The organism is Synechococcus sp. MU1648 (assembly GCF_023630615.1).
Classification (GTDB): domain Bacteria; phylum Cyanobacteriota; class Cyanobacteriia; order PCC-6307; family Cyanobiaceae; genus Parasynechococcus.
In genome coordinates this window covers 37782-54196 of record NZ_JAKUHI010000002.1, presented here as the reverse complement: position 1 = coordinate 54196, position 16415 = coordinate 37782, and the positions used below count along the sequence as shown (strand labels likewise).

19 protein-coding genes are annotated in these 16415 nt (G+C 60.6%); 11 read left to right on the top strand and 8 right to left on the bottom strand.

Going from position 1 to position 16415, the window contains the following annotated elements:
* Positions 1-7: 7 nt before the first annotated feature.
* The 3 genes from NCN06_RS03780 to folE are packed head-to-tail and all read left to right on the top strand — an operon-like array spanning position 8 to position 2494.
* Positions 8-997, top strand: coding sequence for an acetyl-CoA carboxylase carboxyltransferase subunit alpha (locus NCN06_RS03780; RefSeq protein ID WP_115023910.1), 990 nt, complete (start codon positions 8-10; stop codon positions 995-997).
* A gap of 24 nt (positions 998-1021) precedes the next feature.
* Positions 1022-1729, top strand: coding sequence for an SDR family oxidoreductase (locus tag NCN06_RS03775; protein WP_250398689.1), 708 nt, complete (start codon positions 1022-1024; stop codon positions 1727-1729).
* Between the two features lie 9 nt (positions 1730-1738).
* Positions 1739-2494 carry a GTP cyclohydrolase I gene (gene folE / locus NCN06_RS03770; RefSeq protein ID WP_226398811.1) on the top strand — a complete coding sequence of 252 codons (756 nt, stop codon included), beginning with the start codon at positions 1739-1741 and terminating at the stop codon, positions 2492-2494.
* Positions 2495-2505: 11 nt separating this feature from the next.
* Here folE and NCN06_RS03765 read toward each other — a convergent pair whose 3' ends face one another.
* Positions 2506-3177 (bottom strand): phosphoribosylanthranilate isomerase, encoded by a 672-nt coding sequence (locus NCN06_RS03765; protein ID WP_250398688.1) that lies wholly within the window; start codon positions 3175-3177, stop codon positions 2506-2508.
* A gap of 62 nt (positions 3178-3239) precedes the next feature.
* Here NCN06_RS03765 and NCN06_RS03760 point away from each other — a divergent pair, with 62 nt between their 5' ends.
* Positions 3240-4490 carry a site-2 protease family protein gene (locus NCN06_RS03760; protein WP_226398833.1) on the top strand — a complete coding sequence of 417 codons (1251 nt, stop codon included), beginning with the start codon at positions 3240-3242 and terminating at the stop codon, positions 4488-4490.
* Here NCN06_RS03760 and NCN06_RS03755 read toward each other — a convergent pair.
* Positions 4448-5179 (bottom strand): lipoate--protein ligase family protein, encoded by a 732-nt coding sequence (locus NCN06_RS03755; protein ID WP_250398687.1) that lies wholly within the window; start codon positions 5177-5179, stop codon positions 4448-4450. The genes NCN06_RS03760 and NCN06_RS03755 overlap by 43 nt on opposite strands.
* A gap of 12 nt (positions 5180-5191) precedes the next feature.
* On the opposite strand from NCN06_RS03755, the gene NCN06_RS03750 reads away from it, so the two are divergent.
* On the top strand, positions 5192-5959 hold the full coding sequence (locus NCN06_RS03750; RefSeq protein WP_226398814.1) for a sulfite exporter TauE/SafE family protein: 768 nt from the start codon (positions 5192-5194) through the stop codon (positions 5957-5959).
* 60 nt (positions 5960-6019) lie between these two features.
* On the opposite strand, the gene NCN06_RS03745 is transcribed toward NCN06_RS03750, so the two are convergent.
* Positions 6020-6490, bottom strand: a complete 471-nt coding sequence (locus NCN06_RS03745; protein ID WP_250398686.1) for a CRR6 family NdhI maturation factor — start codon at positions 6488-6490, stop codon at positions 6020-6022.
* Positions 6491-6573: 83 nt separating this feature from the next.
* Here NCN06_RS03745 and psaM point away from each other — a divergent pair, with 83 nt between their 5' ends.
* The 3 genes from psaM (at position 6574) to NCN06_RS03730 (ending at position 8144) form a co-directional block, all read left to right on the top strand.
* Positions 6574-6678, top strand: a complete 105-nt coding sequence (gene psaM, locus NCN06_RS03740) for a photosystem I reaction center subunit XII (protein ID WP_170951253.1) — start codon at positions 6574-6576, stop codon at positions 6676-6678.
* Between the two features lie 89 nt (positions 6679-6767).
* A complete protein-coding gene (locus NCN06_RS03735) occupies positions 6768-7121 on the top strand; it encodes a hypothetical protein (protein ID WP_226398815.1) in 354 nt (117 codons plus the stop codon).
* 69 nt (positions 7122-7190) lie between these two features.
* Positions 7191-8144, top strand: a complete 954-nt coding sequence (locus tag NCN06_RS03730; protein WP_226398816.1) for a protochlorophyllide reductase — start codon at positions 7191-7193, stop codon at positions 8142-8144.
* A gap of 218 nt (positions 8145-8362) precedes the next feature.
* On the opposite strand, the gene bchL is transcribed toward NCN06_RS03730, so the two are convergent.
* The 4 genes from bchL to NCN06_RS03710 all read right to left on the bottom strand — a co-directional run bounded on the left by bchL (position 8363) and on the right by NCN06_RS03710 (position 12749).
* A complete protein-coding gene (gene bchL, locus NCN06_RS03725; protein ID WP_115095155.1) occupies positions 8363-9253 on the bottom strand; it encodes a ferredoxin:protochlorophyllide reductase (ATP-dependent) iron-sulfur ATP-binding protein in 891 nt (296 codons plus the stop codon).
* A gap of 150 nt (positions 9254-9403) precedes the next feature.
* Positions 9404-10978 (bottom strand): ferredoxin:protochlorophyllide reductase (ATP-dependent) subunit B, encoded by a 1575-nt coding sequence (locus tag NCN06_RS03720; protein ID WP_226398817.1) that lies wholly within the window; start codon positions 10976-10978, stop codon positions 9404-9406.
* 4 nt (positions 10979-10982) lie between these two features.
* Positions 10983-12260 carry a ferredoxin:protochlorophyllide reductase (ATP-dependent) subunit N gene (locus NCN06_RS03715; protein WP_226398818.1) on the bottom strand — a complete coding sequence of 426 codons (1278 nt, stop codon included), beginning with the start codon at positions 12258-12260 and terminating at the stop codon, positions 10983-10985.
* A 111-nt stretch (positions 12261-12371) separates the two neighbouring features.
* Entirely contained in the window at positions 12372-12749 is a 378-nt protein-coding gene (locus NCN06_RS03710; protein WP_115023893.1) for a DUF8679 domain-containing protein, read from the bottom strand.
* A gap of 116 nt (positions 12750-12865) precedes the next feature.
* On the opposite strand from NCN06_RS03710, the gene NCN06_RS03705 reads away from it, so the two are divergent.
* Entirely contained in the window at positions 12866-13651 is a 786-nt protein-coding gene (locus NCN06_RS03705) for a BMC domain-containing protein (RefSeq protein ID WP_115023891.1), read from the top strand.
* 25 nt (positions 13652-13676) lie between these two features.
* Here NCN06_RS03705 and NCN06_RS03700 read toward each other — a convergent pair whose 3' ends face one another.
* Entirely contained in the window at positions 13677-14258 is a 582-nt protein-coding gene (locus NCN06_RS03700) for a non-canonical purine NTP pyrophosphatase (protein ID WP_226398819.1), read from the bottom strand.
* A 357-nt stretch (positions 14259-14615) separates the two neighbouring features.
* Here NCN06_RS03700 and csoS1 point away from each other — a divergent pair, with 357 nt between their 5' ends.
* Both csoS1 and NCN06_RS03690 read left to right on the top strand, forming a co-directional pair.
* The gene (csoS1, locus tag NCN06_RS03695; RefSeq protein WP_006169870.1) at positions 14616-14927 is read left to right on the top strand and encodes an alpha-carboxysome major shell protein CsoS1; all 312 of its coding nucleotides are present in this window, start codon (positions 14616-14618) and stop codon (positions 14925-14927) included.
* Positions 14928-14998: 71 nt separating this feature from the next.
* Positions 14999-16414: a form I ribulose bisphosphate carboxylase large subunit gene (locus NCN06_RS03690; protein ID WP_115023888.1), complete on the top strand. Its 1416-nt coding sequence runs from the start codon at positions 14999-15001 to the stop codon at positions 16412-16414.
* Position 16415: the final 1 nt, after the last annotated feature.

Sequence of the window (16415 nt, the reverse complement as noted above, 5' to 3'; positions counted from 1 at the left end):
GAGAGCCATGCCCCGTCGCCCCCTGCTTGAGTTCGAAAAACCGCTTGTTGAGCTGGAGCAGCAGATTGAGCAAATCCGCCAGTTGGCCAGGGATTCGGAAGTTGACGTGTCGCAGCAGCTGCAGCAGCTGGAGACCCTCGCAGCCCGTCGGCGTCAGGAGATCTTTCAGGGTCTGACTCCCGCCCAGAAGATTCAGGTCGCCCGCCACCCGCATCGTCCGAGCACGCTGGATTTCATTCAGATGTTCTGTGACGACTGGGTCGAACTGCATGGAGACCGTCGTGGCAATGACGATCAGGCGTTGATTGGCGGCGTCGGAAGGGTTGGTGATCGACCGATCATGTTGATCGGCCATCAGAAAGGACGCGACACCAAGGAAAACGTCGCACGCAATTTCGGGATGGCCGCTCCGGGTGGCTACCGCAAAGCGATGCGGTTGATGGACCACGCCGATCGCTTTCGCTTGCCGATCCTCACTTTTATCGATACTCCTGGCGCCTATGCCGGACTCGAAGCGGAGGAGCAGGGCCAGGGTGAAGCAATCGCAGTCAACCTGCGTGAAATGTTCCGCTTACGCGTTCCGGTGATCGCCACTGTGATCGGCGAAGGCGGTTCCGGGGGTGCGTTGGGGATCGGTGTGGCGGACCGATTGCTGATGTTCGAGCACAGCGTTTACACCGTTGCCAGCCCTGAAGCCTGCGCCTCCATTCTCTGGCGTGATGCAGCGAAGGCGCCTGATGCAGCGGCGGCTTTGCGAATCACCGGCCGCGATTTATTGGAGCTGGGGGTGGTGGATGAGGTGCTCGAGGAGCCATCCGGTGGCAACAACTGGGCACCGTTGGAGGCCGGCGCAATTCTGCGGGCGGCGATTGACCGGCATCTCGATGAATTGTTGAGCCTGTCGGAACAGGAGCTCCGCGATGCCCGCTACTCCAAATTCAGGGCGATGGGGCGCTTTCTCGAAAAAACTTCACAGGATGTCGAGAAAGCGGCTTAAAATATCGCGGTTTGCTAACGGTTTTTGCCAACGGCTCTAATCACGGGTGCGAGTCGAGGCATTGGTCGCCGCACAGCTGAGCTTCTGGCTCAACAAGGCTGGGACCTGCTTTTGACGGCCCGCAGTGCCGATCAACTTGATCAGCTCGGTGCACAGCTCAGGGATCAAGGCGTCTCCGTGGCGTCTGCTGCCATTGATCTGACCCAAGCTGATGCGATCGGTTCAGCGATGGCTGACCTGCTGCAGCAGGGGGCTACACCTGCGGTGTTGATCAACAACGCCGGTGCCGCTTACACCGGCGACCTTATGGCCATGCCGCTGGAGCGTTGGCAATGGCTGTTACAGCTGAATGTCACCAGCGTGATGCAAGTTTGTTCAGCAGTTGTTCCCTCCATGCGAAAGCACGGCGGACTGGTGATCAACATCAGCAGTCATGCCGCCCGCAATGCCTTCCCCCAATGGGGCGCGTATTGCGTGACCAAGGCTGCTTTGGCCAGCTTCACCCGCTGTCTGGCTGAAGAGGAGCGAGGCCATGGCATTCGTGCCTGCACCCTCACTCTCGGAGCCGTCAACACTCCGCTGTGGGACGCGGAAACCGTACAAAGCGATTTCGATCGTCGTGCCATGCTCTCTGTCGATCAGGCAGCAGAAACACTGGCGAATCTGGTGATGCAACCCAGCAACCAGTTGATCGAAGACCTCACCCTTATGCCGGCCGCCGGCGCCTTCTGAGCGAACACCATGACCTCCACAGTCCCTTTCGTTTCCAACGGCGTCGCCAACGGCAACGGCAATGGCCGCAGCAGCTTGAGTCCAAAGATTTCAGCGCGGATTCGTGAACGCCTGAGAGAAGCAGGTGCGTCTTTCCTGGCCAATGACAACATTGCCGATCACCTCCTGCCTGGTGAATTGGATCAATTGCAGGTTGAAGTCGCTGACAAGGTTCGCGACCTGCTGCGCAGCCTCGTGATCGATATCGATAACGACCACAACACTCACGAGACGGCCGAGCGGGTCGCCAAGATGTACCTGCAGGAAGTGTTCAAAGGGCGCTACCACCAGCAACCCAAGGTGGCCAGCTTCCCGAATGTGAAGCAGCTGGATGAGATCTACACCGTTGGACCGATTACGGTGCGTTCCGCCTGTTCCCACCACCTGGTGCCGATCATGGGCAACTGCTGGATCGGAATCAAGCCTGGCTCCCGCGTGATCGGCCTTTCCAAGTTCACCCGCGTGGCTGATTGGGTGTTCTCCCGCCCCCACATTCAGGAGGAAGCGGTGATGATCCTTGCCGATGAAATTGAGAAGCTCTGCGAGCCTCAGGGCCTCGGAATCATCATTAAGGCGCAGCACTACTGCATGAAGTGGCGTGGTGTGAAGGAGCCCCAAACCAGCATGGTGAACTCGGTGGTGCGCGGCGATTTCCGCCACGATCCAAGCCTCAAGCAGGAGTTCTTTGAGCTGGTGCGTCAGCAGCAAGCGCTGCTCAGCACCTGATCAGCTCTGAATCAATTCTTCTGCACTGCCTCGACAAGGGCTTGAACCTTGTCGAGGTTTTTCCATCCAGGTCGTTCTTCGAGTCGGCTGGAGGCGTCCAGGCCTTTGGGGCTGACACGGCTGAGGAGTTCAGGAACCCACTCCGCACTCACCCCCCCCGCAAGCCACCACGGCACCGAGAGCTCGGTCTGACTGAGCCAATCGAGGGGCAACCGGTGGCCGGTGCCGCCGAGTTGATCGGCGCTCCAGGCATCGAGGAGCAGCGCGTTCACGTGCGGGGCGTAGTGCTCCAGTTGCAGGAGATCCTCGGGTTCGCGCACCCGCAACGCTTTCCACCACAGGTGACGCGGATAGCGCTGTTTCAAGGTCTGGCAGCGCTCGCTGGATTCGCTGCCGTGCAGTTGCACCACGGAGGGCTGGCCTGCACCGCTCAGCGCTTCCTCAAGAGCCGCATCGTCGGGATCTGCGACAACCCAAACCCGATGCAGTGGCGGATGCTGCTCCTCGAGCACACTGAACAAGGCCCTGCGTTGGGATGGTTCGACGTAGCGCGGGGTGTCTTCAACGCCGATCACGCCAATCGCCTGTACGTCCATGCGCGCAATGGCGAGTGCTTGCTCAAGGTCGGTGATCCCACAGATCTTGAGGTCTGGAGTGGGGCGGGGATCACGCAAGGGCTGCATCGATTGCTCTCCCTAGGATCGTGGATGACAGCCCGCGACAGCGGCACACGACGGAATTGGCGGTGGGAGAGGGCTGGCAGTTGCTCAAAATCGGCGGAATTCCATTGCGGCTCCAGCCCAGCTGGTTGTTTGCCGTAGCGATTTTCACCACGTTGTTCCAATCCCGTTATGCCGCCACGGCCTCGGGAACAGCCAGCTGGGGTTTGGCTTTTCTAACAACCTTGCTGCTGTTTAGCTCCGTGCTGCTGCATGAGCTGGGTCATGCCCTGATGGCCCTGCGGGAAGGGGTGAAGGTCTTGAGCATCACCCTGTTTCATCTGGGCGGTATTGCCCGGGTTGAAAAGGAATGCCCCACCGCCATGGGCAATCTGCGCATCGCGGCGGCTGGTCCGATCGTCAGTTTGTTGCTGGCCCTCGGGATGCTGCTGGGTGCTGCAGCTCTCTCCGACACCCAGCCCTTGGCCACGCAACTGTTGAGCCAGGTGGGGTTGCTCAACCTGATGCTGGGACTGTTCAACCTTTTGCCGGGGCTGCCCCTGGATGGTGGGTTGATCCTCAAGGCCTTGGTCTGGCAGGTCAGCGGCAGTCAGCAGAAAGGCGTTCAGGTGGCTTCGGCGTCCGGGCGGGCCTTGTCGATTCTGATGATCCTGATGGGCGGGGTCCTGCTCTGGCAGGGCTGGGGGATCAACGGAATCCTGTTGATGTTGATCGGCTGGTTCGGGCTGGGTGCCAACCGCAGCCAAACCCAGATGCTGCAATTGCAGAACGTGCTGCGCGAATTGAAGGTGGAGGCTTCGGCGGGCCGACGCTTTCGCGTGTTGGAGGCTGATCAGACCTTGCGGCGCCTCAGCCAGCTGCGGCTGACCGCCAGCGAGGAGGAGGGTCCGGCTGATTGGGTGCTCGTCTGCAAGAGCGGTCGATGGGTGGGCTGGATTGATGATCAGCCCTTGAAGCTCTTGCCTGTGCAGCAATGGGACCAGCAGCGACTCGAGGATCATCTACGCCCCCTCTCTGAACTGCCCTCAATCGTGTGTTCCTCCTCTCTGGTGGAAGCGGTGCCTGCCGTTGAGAAGGCATCCCAGGGACGCCTTCTGGTGATGAGTGCTGCGGGGCTTCCCTCCGGCACTCTCGATCGTATGGATGTGGGGGATGCGGTGCTGAAGCGTCTGGGGGTGAGCCTCCCCTCCGCGATCCTTGAGGAGGCGCGCAAGCGCAATGGCTATCCCCTGGGGCTGGCGATGCTCCCTCAAATGGTCCAGACGATGCAGGCTCAGAGCTCCGACCAGGACGCCAGCTCGTCGTCCAACTCCTGAACTTCTTTGGTGTTCAGGGGCTGCATGTGCCAACAGAAGTCAGGCCACGACTGAATCATGCTCTGGCGCAGCTGCTGATCCAGATCCAGTCGGCTGATCTGCGTCGGGGCTACTGCCGGTGCCGCTTCCCCAAACACCTCGGACCAAAGGTCGGCGGGCGGATCCAGCAGGATTTCGCCGTGTTGAAGCAGACGACCGTTCTGCCAGAGCTGGGCGCTGCCGACCCGTTTGACTCCGGATCCATCCACCAGGTCGGCCACCGTTGCACTGGCAAAACAGTTGCTGGCTTCGGCTCCAGCCGGGTCGGATCCGAAGTGCAGCGGTAGACCGAGTCCCTTGAAGCCATCAACCAACCACTGACAGGCCTGGCGGTAGGCCTCCTGGCGACGTCGTGGTGCATCAGGCCAGATCAAGGCGTAGGTGAGACCGCCGGCATGCAGCACCGCTCGGCCGCCGCTGGGGCGGCGCACCAGGCTGAGGCGGCCGCGGCGGGCCAGTTCATTCCAGTGCTCAGGCCACTGGCGTTGATGGCGTCCCAGCGAGAGCCAGGGTCCATCCCAGCGGTAAAAGCGCAATGCCGGGCCGTTGCATCGCTTTAGAAGCCAGGCATCCAAGGCCATCTGGGTGTGTCCATCCGCTTGCTGGGTGGGAAGCAGACGCCCGGTTGCGGGCATGCTGGAGGAAAGCATCGATCGCACGCCATGGTGCCCTGGTGGGATGTGCCGATCCTGATTGCCCTTGGGCTTCTGGCGGGCGGCTTGGCCGGGCTGTTGGGGATTGGCGGCGGCTTGATCTTTGCGCCGCTCCTGCTCTGGCTCGATCTTCCGCCCCATCAGGCTCTGGCCACGAGCAGTTTCGCCATTGTGCCCACGGCGCTGGCGGGCACCATCACTCACCTGCGCCAAGGGCGGGTACCGACACGGCCCGGGCTCGCCATCGGCTTGGCGGCCTTTGGCTCGGCCCTGTTGTTCGGTGGCCTGGCTGGCTTTGCGGCGGGATGGATGCTGTTGGCGATGCAGACCTTGATGTACATCGTGCTGGCGTTCTGCGTTCGGGAACGGGCCGAGGAAGACGCAAGCGAGGACGTTGATGACAGCAGAGCACCGCAGTTGGCTGGTGTGGGTTGCATCGCCGGCTGGACCGCCGGGATGTTGGGCCTAGGCGGGGGGCTGGTGATGGTGCCGCTGATGAGCGGTCCGTTATCCGTGCCGATTCATCAGGCCGTGCGGCTCAGCACGGTAGCGGTGCTCTGTTCAGCCAGCGCAGCGTCTCTGCAGTTCCTGCATGAGGGCCGCGGGGTTCCTCTGATGGGGTTGCTGCTGGGTGGGGTGGCGGCCATTGCCGCCCAGTGGGCAGCCAGCCGTCTCGATCAATTTGACGCAGCTCTTCTGGTGCGCTGCCTGAAGGGTCTCGCCATCATCTTGGCGATCGACAGCTCAAGGCGGGCCCTGCAGCTCTTGCTGAGCTGAATGGCCAACTGTTCAACAGTTCAGTTCAGTTCAGTTCAGTTCAAGTCAATTCAGTTCAGTTCAGTTCAGTAATGACCAGAACCCTGCATCGAGCTCATAACCCAGGGCTGCGGCCATCTGGGAGAGGTTGCCTCGCATCGGCCGTCCCAGCTGCTGTTGGCAGAGGTCGTCCAGCCGCATCAAGCGATGCGTCACCCAGAGCTCCAAGGCCTCAGGGTCAAAACGCAGGCCTTCGCTGCGGCTGAAACTGTGAGGCACTACCAGGGCAACATGGCGGATCAGGCTGCCCTGGTCGCGTTCAAGCAACAGTGGCAGCCAAGGGAAGCGTGCATCCGCCCGCAGGGCCCAGAGGCGAGGTTCCGGACATTCCGGTAGTTCGCGCGGGTCATCCTGGGCTCGGGGCCAGTCGAAACGGAGCTCGAGCACTGGCCCTTGGCCGAGCAGTGTGTTCAGCGGCTGATCGCTCCAGATCTCCAGCGGCCGCAGATCCAACGACCGGATTGCAGGGGCATCGATCAGAACCGAATCCATGGGCTGGTGTGACAGGCCTTTGCGAATGATGGCCTGCAGCCCCTCCCTCGGAGAAGAATGGGAGCGTTTGATGCATGGTTCCCATGGAAACCCTTCTCTCTGCACCTGAGGTGTTCATTGCCCTCGTGGTGGCTGCCCATGCCGCTGTTCTGGCCCTGCGTCTCTCCATCAGCCTCTACGAAGCCTGATTTCAATCGGCTCGTGATATCAACGGGCGTGGAGCTGGTCTTGGCACCGTCAACGGATTGCGTTAAAAGCGGATGTTCGTGCTGATGCGGTGACCGCCAGTCAGGCTCAAAGTTCAGCTCCCCGCACGGATGCAGCCACCATGGCTGCAGCAATTCAGCGACAGACCGACCAACAAGAACTGCAGTGCAGCCTTCTCGCCTTGGCTGCCAAGGCAGGTCTTGTTTTGTTGGGCTGTGTGAGCTTGATCCGCTTGTCGGTGGCTTATCAGGAACGGATGGACCGTCACAGTGAAATCTCGGCGGTGGTGTCCATCGAGACGGCCAAATTGGACACGCTGCAGCAGCGGTTCGATCGTCTGTTCAGTATTGGAGGAGAGAAGCGCCTGATCAGCGAGCAGGATCAGTGGATCGGACCCAATCGCTTACGTGTGATCTGGCGCTGAGATTCGTGACCAGCGGTGTTGGGATTGAGTGCTGCCCGGCAGACTGGCAGCCTTCCTGGCCCTGTCTTGATGTCCACGCCCGGCACCGTTTTGATCACCGGCACCACTTCCGGTGTGGGCCTGAATGCCACCTGCGCCCTGGTGAAGCGGGGCTGGACGGTGATTACCGCCAATCGCAGTCCGCAGCGGGCCGCTGCTGCTGCCGACGAGCTCGACCTCCCCAAGGAGCGGCTTCAGCACGTGTTGATGGATCTGGGTGATCTCGACAGTGTGCGCCGGGCGGTGGAGGCCTTGCCTCAGCGATTGGATGCCGTGGTCTGTAATGCAGCCGTTTACAAGCCAAAGCTGAAGCAGCCGGAGCGCTCACCCCAGGGTTACGAGATCTCGATGGCCACCAACCACTTCGGCCACTTCCTGCTGGTGCAGCTGCTGTTGGATCGACTCCAGGCCTCCAGCCACCCCTCCAGGCGGGTGGTGATCTTGGGCACGGTGACGGCCAACTCCAAGGAACTGGGCGGCAAGATTCCGATTCCGGCACCAGCGGACCTGGGGGACCTGTCCGGCTTTGAAGCCGGCTTTAAGGAGCCCATCGCCATGGCCAGCGGCAAGGCGTTCAAGCCCGGTAAGGCTTACAAGGACAGCAAGCTCTGCAACATGATCACCACCCAGGAGCTGCACCGCCGGCTGCATGGGGAGACGGGCATCACCTTCACCTCGCTCTACCCCGGCTGTGTGGCCGACACCCCGTTGTTCCGTAACACCCCCAAGGCGTTCCAGACGATCTTTCCCTGGTTCCAGAAGAACATCACTGGCGGCTACGTCTCCCAGGCCTTGGCCGGAGAACGGGTGGCCGATGTGGTGGCCAATCCCGACTTCGCCGAATCCGGCGTGCACTGGAGCTGGGGCAACCGCCAGAAGAAGGACGGCGAGCAGTTCAGCCAGGAGCTATCCGACAAGGCCACCGATCCGGAGACGGCCCGGCGCGTGTGGGAGTTGTCCATGGCCTTGGTGGGTTTGGCCTGAGCCTGATCAGCAGGGGGCAAAAAACATGCTTGCTCGTATCGGCTCTCTATCCAGGCGATGAGCCTTGGAGAGGTGGTTTGATTGAGGTGGTCGTTGCCTAGACATCCGATTTATTTCTCTGGAGTGCAATCACATTCAGGATCACACTCCAGGAAGGGCTGAAGTTATAGGGCCAAGTTGGGCTGGTTTTATTGCTCCAGTACGCAGAAATAATCTCTTCAGTCGAAGCCCAGCAGGTCGAAGATTTCGCGGTCTTTGAGGGATACGGCCTCCAGGGGCTCCACCTTGTCGAGCATGTTCTGGGCTAACCGCAGGTATTCATTGCGTACAGCTTCCACTGCCTCATCGTCATCATCCATTTCAAAGATGGTGCATTTCTTCAGCCTCGACCGTCGAATGGCATCCACATCCCTGAAATGGGCCATGGTGCGCAGACCGGTGCGTTCGTTGAACTTGTCGATCTGATCAGTGTCAGCAGAGCGGTTCGCAACGACGCCGCCCAGCCTCACCTTGTAGTTCTTGGCTTTGGCCTGAATCGCCTGAACGATGCGATTCATCGCGAAGATCGAATCGAAATCGTTGGCCGTCACAATCAGGCAGTAGTTGGCGTGTTGCAGCGGGGCGGCAAAGCCACCACACACCACATCGCCGAGTACATCGAAGATCACCACATCGGTGTCTTCCAGAAGGTGATGCTCCTTGAGCAGCTTCACGGTCTGTCCGGTCACGTAACCACCGCAGCCAGTTCCTGCTGGCGGGCCACCACTCTCAACGCACTGCACACCATTGAAGCCAGTGAAGACGAAATCCTCCGGTCGCAGCTCTTCGCTGTGGAAGTCCACCTCCTCGAGGATGTCGATCACCGTCGGCACCATCTTGTGGGTGAGGGTGAAGGTGCTGTCGTGCTTAGGGTCGCAGCCGATCTGAAGTACGCGCTTGCCCAGTTTTGAGAAGGCGGCTGACAGGTTCGATGAGGTGGTGGATTTGCCGATTCCACCTTTGCCGTAGACGGCAATCACCAGGGTCTCCTCCTGGATGTTCATTTCCGGGTCCTGGTGGACCTGAACACTGCCTTCGCCGTCCGCCGGTCGCGTCAGAGTCGTGGTCATTCAGCGACCTGTGCAAGAGAAGTCATTTTCATTCAACAGCAGCAGATGTGCAGTGGTTGGATTTCACTAAGAAATGAAAGATCTGGCCCTTGGCTAGGTGGCAAGAGCAGAATTTCTTTCAATTAAATAAAAAGAAATGAGTGCAATTGCTCATGCCTTGAAGTGGGCTTTGGCGTCATAGAGCGTTTCGCTGCTGATCTCCCGGCAGCCCACATCGCGGGCGTAAGCCTCGGTGTTGCGACGCACCTTGCCCCGTACGAAGAAGGGGATCTTCTTCAGTTCGGCTTCCCCATCGGCTGTCCATTGCAGACAATCTTGGCCGTCTTCCGGGACGTCGCTCAATGCGGAGATGTCGGCTGCTCCGGCACCACCGGCATGGCCTAAATGGCTCTGGTGGCCATCCACGAATTCGAAGTCGTGGCGGAACATTCCGATCAGGTGTTCCTCTAGTCCCATCATCAGCGGATGCACCCAGTCGTCGAAGATCACGTTTGCCCCTTCCCAGCCCATTTGGGGGCTCATCCGGGCCGGCACGTCTTGAACATGCATCGGCGTGCTGATCACGGAGCAGGGAATCCCCAGCCGCTTGGCGCTGTGTCGTTCCATTTGTGTTCCGAGCACCAGTTCTGGCGCTGCCTCGGCCATGGCGGCTTCCACTTCTAGGTAGTCGTCACAGATCAAGGCCTCCAGACCCAGGGCCTTGGCGGCTGCCCGGACGGGCCTGGCCATCTCCCGGCTATAGGTTCCCAGCCCCACGACGCTGAAGCCCAGTTCTTGGCTGCAGATCCGTGCTGCTGCAATGGCATGGCTGCCGTCGCCGAAAATGAACACCCGCTTGCCGGTGAGGTAAGTGGAGTCCACAGACTCCGAATACCAAGGCAAGCGTGAGCGTTTGTAGCCCTCGTCAGCAGCGGGTGCCTCGAGCCCCAGCAGGGTGTGCACTTCGACGAGGAAATCGTGGGTGGCGCCGACACCGATCGGTACCGTTCGACTGAAGGGCATGCCGAAGTTGCGCTCCAGCCAGCTGCAGGTGGATTCGGCCACCTCCGGATAGAGGCAAACGTTCAGATCGGCATCGGGGATGCGCTTCAGATCGTCCACCCCTGCACCGAGTGGTGCCACCACGCCGACATCGATGCCGTGCAAGGTGAGCAGCTTCTGCACCTCCAGTACGTCGTCGCGGCAGCGGAAACCGAGCAGAGACGGCCCCAGCAGGTTCACCCGGGGTCGACGGCCCTCCTGTTTCCATGCCTGGGGGTCATGGTTGATGTCTGTGGGGGCCTGCGCCTTGAGCAGGTTGCGGATTAATTGATAGAAGGTCTCCGCAGCTCCCCAGTTCTCCTTCTTGCTGTAAGCCGGCAGCTCAAGATTCACGACCGGCATGGTCAGATCCATGCCCTGGGCCAGGGCGCCCGGTTGATCCTGAATCAACTCCGCGGTGCAACTCTCACCCACCAGCAGGGCATCGGGTTGGAAGCGGTCCACGGCTTCGCGCACATGCCGTTTCACCAGTTCTGCGGTGTCACCCCCGAGATCCCGGGCCTGGAAGGTGGTGTAGGTGACCGGCGGACGTTGCCCGCGCCGCTCAATCATCGTGAACAGCAGGTCGGCGTAGGTGTCCCCCTGGGGGGCATGGAGCACGTAGTGCACGCCGTGCATCGAGGCGGCGATGCGCATGGCCCCCACATGGGGTGGCCCTTCATAGGTCCAGAGCGTTAGTTGCATGGGATCAGGCGTGCACGGTTTGGTCGGGGTTGCTCGGATGTAGACCGGGTCGAATCATTTGCCGGCGACGCAACGGTCTGGAAAACAGTTCCGCCAGGTCTCCGGCTTGGTCGATGCCGTGAATCGGGCTGAACACCAATTCGATCGACCATTTGGTGGCGATGCCTTCGGCCTCGAGCGGATTGGCGAGGCCCATGCCACAGACAACAAGGTCCGGTTGGCTGGCGCGCACCCGGTCCAGCTGTTGCTCCACGTGCTGCCCCTCCATCACCGGTGTGTCGTCGGGGAGCAAGGCCAGCTCAGCGGCCATCTGTTCACGGTTCAGATAAGGCGTTCCCACCTCCACCAACTCCATGCCGCATTCGCGTTGCAGGAACCGGGCCAGGGGCAGTTCGAGTTGGGATTCGGGGAGAAGAAAGATCCGCTTGCCCTCCAGCACGGCGCGGTGGCGGGCCAGGGCGCATTGGGCCCGTTCCATCAAAGGATCGAGCACTGCGGCGATCCGCTCGTCCGGGAGATGGAAGGCATTGGCAGCAGCCTCCATCCAACGGCGACTGCCTTCGGCTCCCAGGGGAAATGGGGCCGTGAGCACCGTGGCGCCGCGATCGCTCAGCAAGCGGGCGGTTTCGGTGAGAAAGGGTTGGGTGAGTAGCACCGTGGTTCCCGCTCCCACCCCAGGCAGGTCAGTCGATTGCCGCGGAGGCAGGCTGTGAATTGTCTCGATGCCCATCCGCTGGAACAGGTGAATCAGCCTGTCTTCCACGGCATCGGCGAGGGTGCCCACCAGTAGCAACTGCCGCTCGTCGCTAGCGGGGAGCAGTGGAATCAGCGCCGCCAGCGCCCCGTCTTCTCCCTGGGTAAAGGTGGTTTCAATGCCGCTCCCGGAGTAATTCACCACCCTCACTCGGCCGGAGAGCTCGTCGTTCAGCCGTTCGGCGGCCCGGGCTAGATCCAGCTTGATCACTTCGCTGGGGCAAGAACCCACCAGAAACAGCGTGCGGATCTCGGGACGGCGTTGCAGCAGTTCCTTGCAGACGCGATCAAGCTCGTCGTGGGCATCGGCGAGGCCGGCCAGGTCCCGTTCGTTGAGAATCGCGGTGCCGAAACGGGGTTCGGCAAAAATCATCACGCCAGCGGCGCTCTGGATCAGATGGGCGCAGGTGCGGGATCCCACCACTAGAAAGAAGGCATCGGGCATGCGCCGATGTAGCCAGACGATCGAGGTGAGACCACAGAACACCTCCCGTGGTCCTGATTCCTTTAACAGGGTGGGCCCGGCCATGGCCGCTCCATGCGACGTTCACCCCTCAAGCTGCAAAAGATTGGGGCTTGGATGTCAAACCCAGCGCAAACTCTTCGGGATCAGGCCTGGCCGACAGAGCTTGCTTTGCGATCAAAGGCGGCGGCGGAATCCGTCGTAACGCTCTGAACGGTCACTCTCCTCTGTTTTGCTCAAACGCCAAACGTTGCGGCTGACCCGACGGGCAACGAGGCCGCCGCGTTCCGCCCGCTCCGTTCCCGGTCGGGCTCCGAGAAGCATGCTCACTTCCGCCGTGGTCAGGGGGGCACCTGTTTCGATGGCTAATGCAGTCAGCTCTAGGCGTTGACGCAGCTGACGCAGACGATCTCTGTCTTGATTGCCTGATGCCTCCAGCCAGGGCAGATCCACCTGTCCATCCTGCGCGAGGCGTTGCATCAGGCCGAAGCTGACCATCCCAAGGGCCTGATCAGCGTTGAGATCAACTGGTTTTAAAGAAGACTGCTCAGTCATTGCAGGATCTCGAGAGGTTTTCTGGACGGTATCGGCTGTCTTTCAAGGTGCAAGACCGCTGGCTTTAACTCTTTGATGGCCCGTTTGCCCAGGATTCGTCCGGTACACTCCCCGCCATGACCCGTTTTGCCAGCTTCGATGCTCGGGAGCGGCGACGCGGCGGTAGTGCTCTCGTCACCGGGACTGAGGTGACCTCCCAGCAGGGAGGGGCAAGTTGTGTTGTCACGACGGATTCTGAGTCTCCCCGGCTGCTTCGCCAAAACAGCCAAGTGCAGTCGATCGAACTGCGCACCCACGTCTTCATCGACTCGCTGCAACCTCAACTTGCGGCCTACATGGGGTCGGTGAGTCAAGGATTCCTGCCCATTCCTGGAGACGCCTGCCTCTGGATGGAGGTTTCTCCGGGCATGGCAGTTCACCGCGTCACCGACATTGCTCTGAAAGCCAGCAATGTTCGCCTCGGCCAGATGGTGGTGGAGCGGGCTTTTGGTTCGATGGCCCTCTATCACCGCGACCAGAGCACTGTTCTCCATTCCGGAGATGTGGTGCTGGAAGCGATTGGCAGCACGATTGAGCAGCGTTCTCCAGCAGAGGTGAGCTGGACCGAAGTCATTCGAGCAATCACGCCGGACCACGCCGTGTTGATCAACCGCCTCAACCGACGCGGTTCCATGATTGAGGCCGGGATGAGCATGTTCATCCTGGAGACCGAGCCGGCGGGGTATGTGCTGATTGCTGCCAATGAGGCTGAAAAATCCTCGAATATCACTTTGGTGGACGTGAAAGCTGTGGGTGCCTTTGGACGCCTCACCCTGGCGGGGCGTGAAGGTGATGTTGAGGAAGCGGCGGCAGCAGCGATGCGCGCCATCGACCATGTCAACCGAAACGCACGATTGCGCTGATCGCTCTGCTCGCTGATCGTTGAACTCAGTTCAGGCCAAGAAGTTGGCGTAATTGAGGTGCCAGAGCTCGTGCTGCTTTGCCACGACTGCCCAGTCGGCTGAGTTGTGCCGGGTTCAGTTCGCCATAGGTGCAACGGGCTTCACGCACCCAGAGCAAGGATTCAAAGCCGCCACCTGGGTAGGCCGGTGCGCTGAGGAGCTCACCCCAGCAAATGCCCTCTGCCGCCGCTCGGCACGTCCCTGTGGGGTCGCTCAGCACCATCGTGCTGCGGAAGCAGGCGCTGCGGTAAAGGGAGGGGCCAAGCTCCGCAAGGATTCTCTGCACTTTGGCGTCGTTGCCTTCGGCATATCGGGCGGAGAACAGGCCAGGAGCGCACTGGAGTGCATCAACTTCAAGCCCGGAATCGTCTGCAAGCGCCCAACCCTGAGTTCGCAGTGCTGCTGCGGTGGCCTTCAGCTCGGCGTTTTCCCGGTAGGTGCTTCCTGTTTCCTCAACATCCAGATCATCGGGTTGACGCTGAACGTGGATGGGAAGGGGACCCAGCATGGCCTCAATTTCAGCAACCTTGGTGGGGTTACCCGTGGCAATGGTGAGCTGAAGCGACAAGGGGCCCGACGAATGAGGGCCTCCATTGTGCGGGCTGATTGGGGGGGTAGGACTTAAAAATCTCTGGATTCGACCGAGCAACACGCATTTGGGTTGAACATTCCACCCCTCAGCAAGGCTTCGGGAGCGTGTTGCAGCGTGAAGATATGGAGTTTCACCACGCTCGACAACGACTTGTGCGGATGTGACCACAGGAACCACCACAGCAGACCGGAACAGTGAGGCACTGCGTGATAAGCCCAGCTTATTTAGTTCACTATGGACAGTGATCAAGAAAGTCTTCCAAATCGCTTGACGGGAAGGGTTCTGGCGGAGCAATGTCCCCAGCGAACATTCCACCTCTTTTCCCGGTAGGCAATGGCTAACGAAACCATGGGCATCGCCCTCGGCATGATCGAGACCCGCGGTCTGGTCCCCGCCATCGAGGCAGCTGATGCCATGACCAAGGCTGCCGAAGTGCGCCTGATTGGTCGCGAATTTGTCGGTGGCGGTTACGTCACCGTTCTGGTGCGCGGCGAAACCGGTGCTGTGAACGCTGCAGTGCGTGCTGGCGCTGATGCTTGCGAGCGCGTCGGTGACGGCCTGGTTGCTGCACACATCATTGCCCGCCCCCACCGCGAAGTGGAGCCTGCACTGGGCAACGGCAACTTCCTTGGTCAGAAGGACTGAGATCTTCCGCTGAGCCTCTGACGAGGCACGCGAACGTCTCACCCTCTTCACCGACCTAACGGAGTTTTCCCATGAGCAAGAAGTACGACGCTGGGGTCAAGGAGTACAGGGATACCTACTGGACTCCTGATTACGTCCCCCTCGACACCGACCTGCTGGCCTGCTTCAAGTGCACCGGCCAAGAAGGTGTGCCCAAGGAAGAAGTTGCCGCAGCTGTGGCCGCTGAATCCTCCACCGGCACCTGGTCCACTGTGTGGTCCGAGCTCCTTACCGATCTCGACTTCTACAAGGGCCGTTGCTACCGCATCGAAGACGTTCCTGGTGACAAGGAGTCTTTCTATGCCTTCATCGCTTACCCCCTCGACCTGTTCGAAGAGGGTTCCATCACCAACGTTCTGACCTCCCTGGTCGGCAACGTCTTCGGTTTCAAGGCTCTCCGCCACCTCCGTCTGGAAGACATCCGCTTCCCGATGGCGTTCATCAAGAGCTGCTACGGCCCGCCGAACGGCATCCAGGTCGAGCGCGACCGGATGAACAAGTACGGCCGTCCCCTGCTGGGTTGCACCATCAAGCCGAAGCTCGGCCTGAGCGGTAAGAACTACGGCCGTGTTGTCTATGAGTGCCTGCGCGGCGGTCTGGACTTCACAAAGGACGACGAGAACATCAACTCCCAGCCCTTCCAGCGTTGGCAGAACCGCTTCGAATTCGTTGCGGAAGCCATCAAGCTGTCCGAGCAGGAGACCGGTGAGCGCAAAGGTCACTACCTCAACGTGACTGCCAACACTCCCGAAGAGATGTATGAGCGCGCTGAGTTCGCCAAAGAACTCGGTATGCCGATCGTCATGCACGACTTCATCACCGGTGGCTTCACAGCCAACACCGGTCTGTCGAAGTGGTGCCGCAAGAACGGCATGCTCTTGCACATCCACCGCGCCATGCACGCGGTGATCGACCGTCATCCCAAGCACGGCATTCACTTCCGCGTTCTCGCCAAGTGTCTGCGTCTGTCTGGTGGTGACCAGCTCCACACCGGCACCGTGGTCGGCAAGCTGGAAGGTGATCGTCAGACCACCCTCGGCTACATCGACCAGCTGCGCGAATCCTTCGTGCCCGAAGACCGCAGCCGCGGCAACTTCTTCGATCAGGACTGGGGTTCCATGCCTGGTGTGTTCGCCGTTGCTTCCGGCGGTATCCACGTCTGGCACATGCCCGCACTGGTCGCCATTTTCGGTGACGACTCCGTGCTGCAGTTCGGTGGTGGTACCCACGGTCACCCCTGGGGCTCCGCTGCTGGTGCTGCTGCCAACCGTGTGGCCCTCGAGGCCTGCGTCAAGGCACGCAATGCCGGTCGCGAGATCGAGAAGGAAAGCCGGGACATCCTCATGGAAGCCGGTAAGCACAGCCCTGAGCTGGCCATCGCTCTCGAGACCTGGAAGGAGATCAAGTTCGAGTTCGACACCGTCGACAAGCTCGACGTTCAGAACTGAT

Bases quoted from the DNA above. Each gene is read 5' to 3' on its own strand.
- NCN06_RS03780 (WP_115023910.1), top strand. From the start codon at position 8: ATGCCCCGTCGCCCCCTGCTTGAGTTCGAAAAACCGCTTGTTGAGCTG.
- folE (WP_226398811.1), top strand. From the start codon at position 1,739: ATGACCTCCACAGTCCCTTTCGTTTCCAACGGCGTCGCCAACGGCAAC.
- NCN06_RS03765 (WP_250398688.1), bottom strand. From the start codon at position 3,177: ATGCAGCCCTTGCGTGATCCCCGCCCCACTCCAGACCTCAAGATCTGT.
- NCN06_RS03755 (WP_250398687.1), bottom strand. From the start codon at position 5,179: ATGCTTTCCTCCAGCATGCCCGCAACCGGGCGTCTGCTTCCCACCCAG.
- NCN06_RS03750 (WP_226398814.1), top strand. From the start codon at position 5,192: ATGGTGCCCTGGTGGGATGTGCCGATCCTGATTGCCCTTGGGCTTCTG.
- NCN06_RS03745 (WP_250398686.1), bottom strand. From the start codon at position 6,490: ATGGATTCGGTTCTGATCGATGCCCCTGCAATCCGGTCGTTGGATCTG.
- psaM (WP_170951253.1), top strand. From the start codon at position 6,574: ATGGAAACCCTTCTCTCTGCACCTGAGGTGTTCATTGCCCTCGTGGTG.
- NCN06_RS03730 (WP_226398816.1), top strand. From the start codon at position 7,191: ATGTCCACGCCCGGCACCGTTTTGATCACCGGCACCACTTCCGGTGTG.
- bchL (WP_115095155.1), bottom strand. From the start codon at position 9,253: ATGACCACGACTCTGACGCGACCGGCGGACGGCGAAGGCAGTGTTCAG.
- NCN06_RS03720 (WP_226398817.1), bottom strand. From the start codon at position 10,978: ATGCAACTAACGCTCTGGACCTATGAAGGGCCACCCCATGTGGGGGCC.
- NCN06_RS03715 (WP_226398818.1), bottom strand. From the start codon at position 12,260: ATGGCCGGGCCCACCCTGTTAAAGGAATCAGGACCACGGGAGGTGTTC.
- NCN06_RS03710 (WP_115023893.1), bottom strand. From the start codon at position 12,749: ATGACTGAGCAGTCTTCTTTAAAACCAGTTGATCTCAACGCTGATCAG.
- NCN06_RS03705 (WP_115023891.1), top strand. From the start codon at position 12,866: ATGACCCGTTTTGCCAGCTTCGATGCTCGGGAGCGGCGACGCGGCGGT.
- csoS1 (WP_006169870.1), top strand. From the start codon at position 14,616: ATGGCTAACGAAACCATGGGCATCGCCCTCGGCATGATCGAGACCCGC.
- NCN06_RS03690 (WP_115023888.1), top strand. From the start codon at position 14,999: ATGAGCAAGAAGTACGACGCTGGGGTCAAGGAGTACAGGGATACCTAC.